This is a genomic window from Cetobacterium somerae ATCC BAA-474 (assembly GCF_000479045.1).
Lineage (GTDB): Bacteria > Fusobacteriota > Fusobacteriia > Fusobacteriales > Fusobacteriaceae > Cetobacterium_A > Cetobacterium_A somerae.
Genome location: NZ_KI518087.1, coordinates 1 through 5,353 on the forward strand (window position 1 = coordinate 1; position 5,353 = coordinate 5,353).

At 25.2% G+C, this 5,353-nt stretch carries 5 protein-coding genes; all 5 read left to right on the forward strand.

The window, feature by feature from the left end; all coding sequences use genetic code 11:
* The first annotated feature begins 139 nt into the window (after positions 1-139).
* Positions 140-1,753, forward strand: coding sequence for a hypothetical protein (locus HMPREF0202_RS02515; RefSeq protein ID WP_023051807.1), 1,614 nt, complete (start codon positions 140-142; stop codon positions 1,751-1,753).
* The gene (locus HMPREF0202_RS02520; RefSeq protein WP_023051808.1) at positions 1,753-2,988 is read left to right on the forward strand and encodes a sugar transferase; all 1,236 of its coding nucleotides are present in this window, start codon (positions 1,753-1,755) and stop codon (positions 2,986-2,988) included. The genes HMPREF0202_RS02515 and HMPREF0202_RS02520 overlap by 1 nt, the downstream gene beginning before the upstream one ends.
* A gap of 5 nt (positions 2,989-2,993) precedes the next feature.
* The gene (locus tag HMPREF0202_RS02525; RefSeq protein ID WP_040406165.1) at positions 2,994-3,791 is read left to right on the forward strand and encodes a glycosyltransferase family 2 protein; all 798 of its coding nucleotides are present in this window, start codon (positions 2,994-2,996) and stop codon (positions 3,789-3,791) included.
* Positions 3,792-4,850 carry a glycosyltransferase gene (locus HMPREF0202_RS02530; RefSeq protein ID WP_023051810.1) on the forward strand — a complete coding sequence of 353 codons (1,059 nt, stop codon included), beginning with the start codon at positions 3,792-3,794 and terminating at the stop codon, positions 4,848-4,850.
* The coding region (locus HMPREF0202_RS02535; RefSeq protein ID WP_023051811.1) for an EpsG family protein at positions 4,847-5,353 on the forward strand (507 nt) is incomplete at its 3' end. The genes HMPREF0202_RS02530 and HMPREF0202_RS02535, both read left to right, overlap by 4 nt.

Sequence of the window (5,353 nt, forward strand, 5' to 3'; positions counted from 1 at the left end):
CAAGAAGCGCCATTTTTTTATTTTTTGGAAAAATATTTAACTTTAAAGAGCTTTTTAGCTCTTTTTTTTATACAATTAATTCAATATAGTGTATAATAATAGGGAATTTAAAAATTTAAAAACGGGGTGAATATAAAATATGATAAAAAAAGAAAAAGTAATAGTATCGATAGTTTCTGTGTTAATAATAATAATCGGTTTTATGTTATTATTTAATAGAAAAAAAATAGAAAATATATTAAAAAATAATAAAAGCATTTCTAAAATATATGAAAATAGTGAGAAGAAAAAAAATGAAAAAATTTTTGATATAAAATTAAAAGATGGAAAATTAAAAAGAATTCTAGAAAGTTTATCTCCAGATAAAATGGAAATGGCAGTTTCTATTTTAAAAGATGGAAAATTAGTTGATTTTATAAATAATCCAGATATAGCTTCTTATTCAGAAAATACAGATTACAATAAAGCAGTAGAAAATGCTAAAGTTATAAAAGGTTTAAAAGAATTAGCATTGTTATCTCCAGAATTAGGTAAGTATTTTAAAGAAGATTTAATAAAAAGTAATTTTGATAACAATATTAAAACTATTGAAAATAGACCTGAAGTTATAAAAATCAAAGATAGAATAACTAAACTATTACCAATAAAAAATAGTAAAGATACTTTTGATCAACTTTCAGAAGAAAACTTAATAGAAATAAGTGAAATTTTATCTAAATCTCCTATAACTGTTGAGTTTGTTGAAAAAAAAGATATGAAAAAATATGATTTAGAGGAAATTGTTGAAATAAGTAAAACTCTTTATAAAATTGGAAATGTAAATCCAAGTTTAGCAATAGAGATAGAAGAGATGTTAAAAGGATTTGATATTAGAAAAGCTGCTTTATACGGTGATTTATACGTTCAAGATGAAAAATATGAAAAAGAATTAAAGAAAGAATACGAAGAGAAAAACTATACCTTTGAAGATCCATTTATAAGATATAATCCATATGGAAGAACACCATTGGCTTATGGTATGAAATATGAACCAAGTAGCGATACAGAATTATTAAAAGTAACAATAATGGGTATAGGTGGAATGCCTAATTTTAGTTATGAAAAAAAATATGTATCAGGAGATATTTTACCAATAGTAGGATTATATCCAAAAGTGGAAAATATAGTTTTAATTGAACAGTTAAATCCGAATGATAAAAAAGTTATAAAGAGTAAAAAGCTAAAATTAAAGACGATACCAATAGATGATAAATTGCCAGCTATTTATATTGAAAAAAGAGTTCCAGGAAGTATTCAACCAGGATTTAACTTAGCTTCTTATAATTTAAAGGATGAGGGGTTACCATTTGCTTTTGATAGCATGGGAAATATAAGATATATTTTAAAAACTGGGAAAGAGATGAGAAAAGTTAAAATTGAAAAAGAGGATTCAGGTGTTTGGGAAGTAAAAAATGATGAGGATAAATTTCAATTAGATATTTTAGGGAAGATACTTGGAAGAATTGGTAGAGATGATGAAGATGCAGCTAGTAAAAATAAAAAAACAAAGTACTTAATTAGAAATAATAATATATTAACAGTTGTATCTTATAGAGATGAGGCTTATCCAACAGCCTTATTTTCAGAGTATGGTTTAGATTCTAAAGATGAAATATTTAAGGCAATTATATTTTATGATAAAAATGGAGCTGATGAAAATATAATAGAGGATGGAGAAAGAGTCGTTCTTTATGAAGGAGATAGTGAGAATTAATGTTAAGAGCGTTTTATATAGGTATTTTAGGTATTCTATTTTTAATATTAACAAATTTCTTAGGGTTAACATTAGAAACGAGCATCATAGGTATTGGAGTATTTTCTTTTATAATATTAGGGCTATATTTATTTGATTTAATGAATTTTGATGTGCCTAAGTATTCAATAAGAAATTATCTAACTGTAATTGGATTAAACTTTATATTCTTTTTTATTTGGTTTTTTATAAGTTGGGATTTTTGGTTGATTATATTCTTTGTTTTGTTTGCTACGATTACTATTTTTTTAAGAACACTTATAAATATAAGTGTTTACAGAATTAAACCAGTTACTATTTATGGATCTGGGGAGTTAAAATTTAACTTAGAAAAGAGTTTAGAGAAATTAGAGGGATATAGTTATATTGATTTTAATGATAATATTGACCAATTAGAAAGCTTTGTAAAAACTAATAATATAAGATTATTATTATTAGGAAAGATTAAATTAGAGGAAAAAGAAATTGAAAAAATACTAAAAATAAAATTAAGAAATACTCATGTAATGGGATATTTAGATTATATGTTAGAAATCGAAAAAAAAGTTGAAGTTTCATATATAAATGAAGAGTGGTTATTAAATGCCTATGGATTCGAGATTTTAAGAAGTAAGTTTCAAAATAAGGTAAAAAGAGTTTTTGATATTGGAATGTCTATTATAATAGGTGCTTTAACTTTTCCAATCATGATAATTGCTGCCATAATTGTTAAAATAGAAAGTCCGGGTCCAATTATATATTCTCAAGATAGAGTTGGAGAAAATGAAAAAGAATTTCCTGTATATAAATTTAGAAGTATGAGACAGGATGCAGAGAAAGATGGTGCAAAATGGGCTCAAAAAAATGATCCAAGAGTTACAAAATTTGGAAATTTTATGAGAAAAACAAGAGTAGATGAATTACCTCAACTTTTAAATGTTATTAGAGGAGATATGAGTTTTATTGGACCAAGACCTGAAAGAATGGTTTTTATAAAGGAGTTAGAAAAACAAATTCCTTATTATGGTTTAAGACACATGGTAAAACCAGGACTTACTGGATGGGCACAAGTAATGTATCCGTATGGGGCAACAGTAGAAGATGCTAAAAATAAATTAGAATATGATTTATATTATATAAAGTGTTATAGCTTATATTTAGATATAGTAATTTTATTTAAAACTTTAAAAACAGTTGTTTTTGGAAAAGGAAGGTAAGAGTGATGATAACTGTATTTACACCAACCTATAATAGAGAACAAACATTGAGGAGATTATATAAAAGTTTAAAAAATCAAACAGTGAAAAACTTTGAATGGATAGTTGTTGATGATGGTTCGAGTGATGGAACTGAAAAATTGATAAAAGAATTTATAGATGAAGATGAGATTCCCATATTATATAAAAGAGTAAAAAATGGTGGGAAGATGAGAGCAATAAATATAGGTGTTTCTTTAGCTGAAAAAGAGTTTTTCTTTATTGTTGATAGTGATGATTATTTAAGCGAAAAAGCAATGGAAACAATAGAGGAAGAAATTGTAACCTTACCAGATGATTATGCTGGAATTGTATTCAGAAAGGTTGAAGTTTTTGATAATGGAGAAAGTGTTAGAAAAAATGAAACTTTTGGGGGAGCTCAAATAGATAGTAATCCTTTAGATATATTTTACAATAAAAAAATATTAGGAGATAAGGCTGAAATAGTTAAAACTTCTATAATGAGAGAGTATCCTTTTCCAGAAATAGAGAATGAAAAATTTATTCCCGAAGGATATATTTGGAATCAGATAGGTGAAAACTATATTTTTAGATACATAGATAAGGGTATATATTACTATCAATATTTGGATGATGGTTATACAAGAAAATTTAATGAGATAATAAAAAATAATCCTAAAGGATTAAAATTATATTACCAATATATGTTGAGAAAAAAAATCCCAATTAAAAATAAAGTTAAGTTTTTAATTAGATTTTTCCAATCGATGTATTATGATTGGAAAAAAGAAAAGGAGAATTAAATGAAAATACTTCACATAATAACATCTTTAGAATTAGGTGGAGCAGAAAAGCTACTATTAGATTTAATTCCAGCTCAAAAAAAACAGGGAATGGAAGTGGAGTTATTAGTTTTAGATACTAAAAATGAAAAATTTTTAGAAGAATATAAAAAAAGAGGTGTAAAAATTTACACTCTTAAAGCAAATGATAAATTTAGTTTAAGAAATCCATTTGAAATATCTAAAATAGTAAAAGAAAATAAAATAGATATAGTACATGCTCATCTTGTTCATGCTCAAATTTGGACAAGTATTGTAAAATATTTAAATAAAAAAGTAGTGTATATAACAACAGAACATAGTACTCACAATAGAAGAAGAGAGAAGTGGGTATATAAAATTTTAGATAAATTTATATATAGTTCTTACGATAAAGTAATAGCAATATCAGAAGCTACTGCTAGAGAACTTATGAAATGGGTAGGATTAAATATAAAAAAAATAGAGATTATACCTAATGGAGTTTCATTAAGGGCATTTATGGGAAAGCCTAAAGAGAGAAAAGGAAATAATTTAATAATGGTTTCAAGGTTTCATTCATCTAAAGATCACTTAACCGTAGTACGAGCAATGGAGAAATTACCCAAAAATTATACGTTGACTTTTGTTGGAGAAGGAGAAACTCAAGAAGCTGTAAAGCGTGAAGTTTTAATGTTAAATTTAAATGATAGAGTTCAATTTTTAGGGTATTCAAATTCTATTCCAGCACTTTTAAAAAGAAGTGATATAGCGATACAATCATCTAATTTTGAAGGATTTGGATTAAGTGCATTAGAGGCTATGGCAGCAGGAACTCCTATTGTAGCAAGTGATGTAGAGGGATTGGCTAATGTTGTTGGGGATAGTGGACTTCTTTTTAAACTGGGAGATGTAAATGATTTAGTAAAAAAAATTATGAGTTTGGAAGATCAAAAATATTATTTTGAAAAAAGCAAAGCAGGGATAAAAAATAGCTTAATATATTCAATTGAAGGAACTGCAAAAAAATATATAAACATTTATAAAGAGGAACTAAAATGATTTTTATATCAATAGCTTTGATATTATTAGTGTTAGGAGTTTATGATGTTTTTTCAGAAAATAAAGCTCAAAAGGAAAAAATCTTAAAAGGTATAATTATTATTTTAATTATATTTTTAGGAACAAGAGGATTTTTAGGATGGGATTGGTATTTTTACTATCCTTCCTTTATGAACTCAACTTACATTTATGAAAAAGGATATATGTTATATACCTCTTTAATTAGAGGTTTTTTTAGAAACTATATTTTTTATCAATTGATAACTACAACTATTGATTTTATAGCTTTATATTTTATATTTAAAAAATATTGTAAATATCCAATAATGGCATTTGCAATATTTTTTAGTATTCAAGGATTACATATTGAAGTAGAACTATTAAGAAATATAAAAGCAATGATTTTATTTTTATTCTCTATTCAATATATAAAAGAAAGGAAAATAGCTCCTTTTTTAATTTTAAATATATTGGGAATACTATTTCATACAAGTGCAGTATTT

Excerpts from the sequence above, each read along its gene's own strand:
- HMPREF0202_RS02515 (WP_023051807.1), top strand. The coding sequence starts at position 140 with ATGATAAAAAAAGAAAAAGTAATAGTATCGATAGTTTCTGTGTTAATA.
- HMPREF0202_RS02520 (WP_023051808.1), top strand. The coding sequence starts at position 1,753 with ATGTTAAGAGCGTTTTATATAGGTATTTTAGGTATTCTATTTTTAATA.
- HMPREF0202_RS02525 (WP_040406165.1), top strand. The coding sequence starts at position 2,994 with ATGATAACTGTATTTACACCAACCTATAATAGAGAACAAACATTGAGG.
- HMPREF0202_RS02530 (WP_023051810.1), top strand. The coding sequence starts at position 3,792 with ATGAAAATACTTCACATAATAACATCTTTAGAATTAGGTGGAGCAGAA.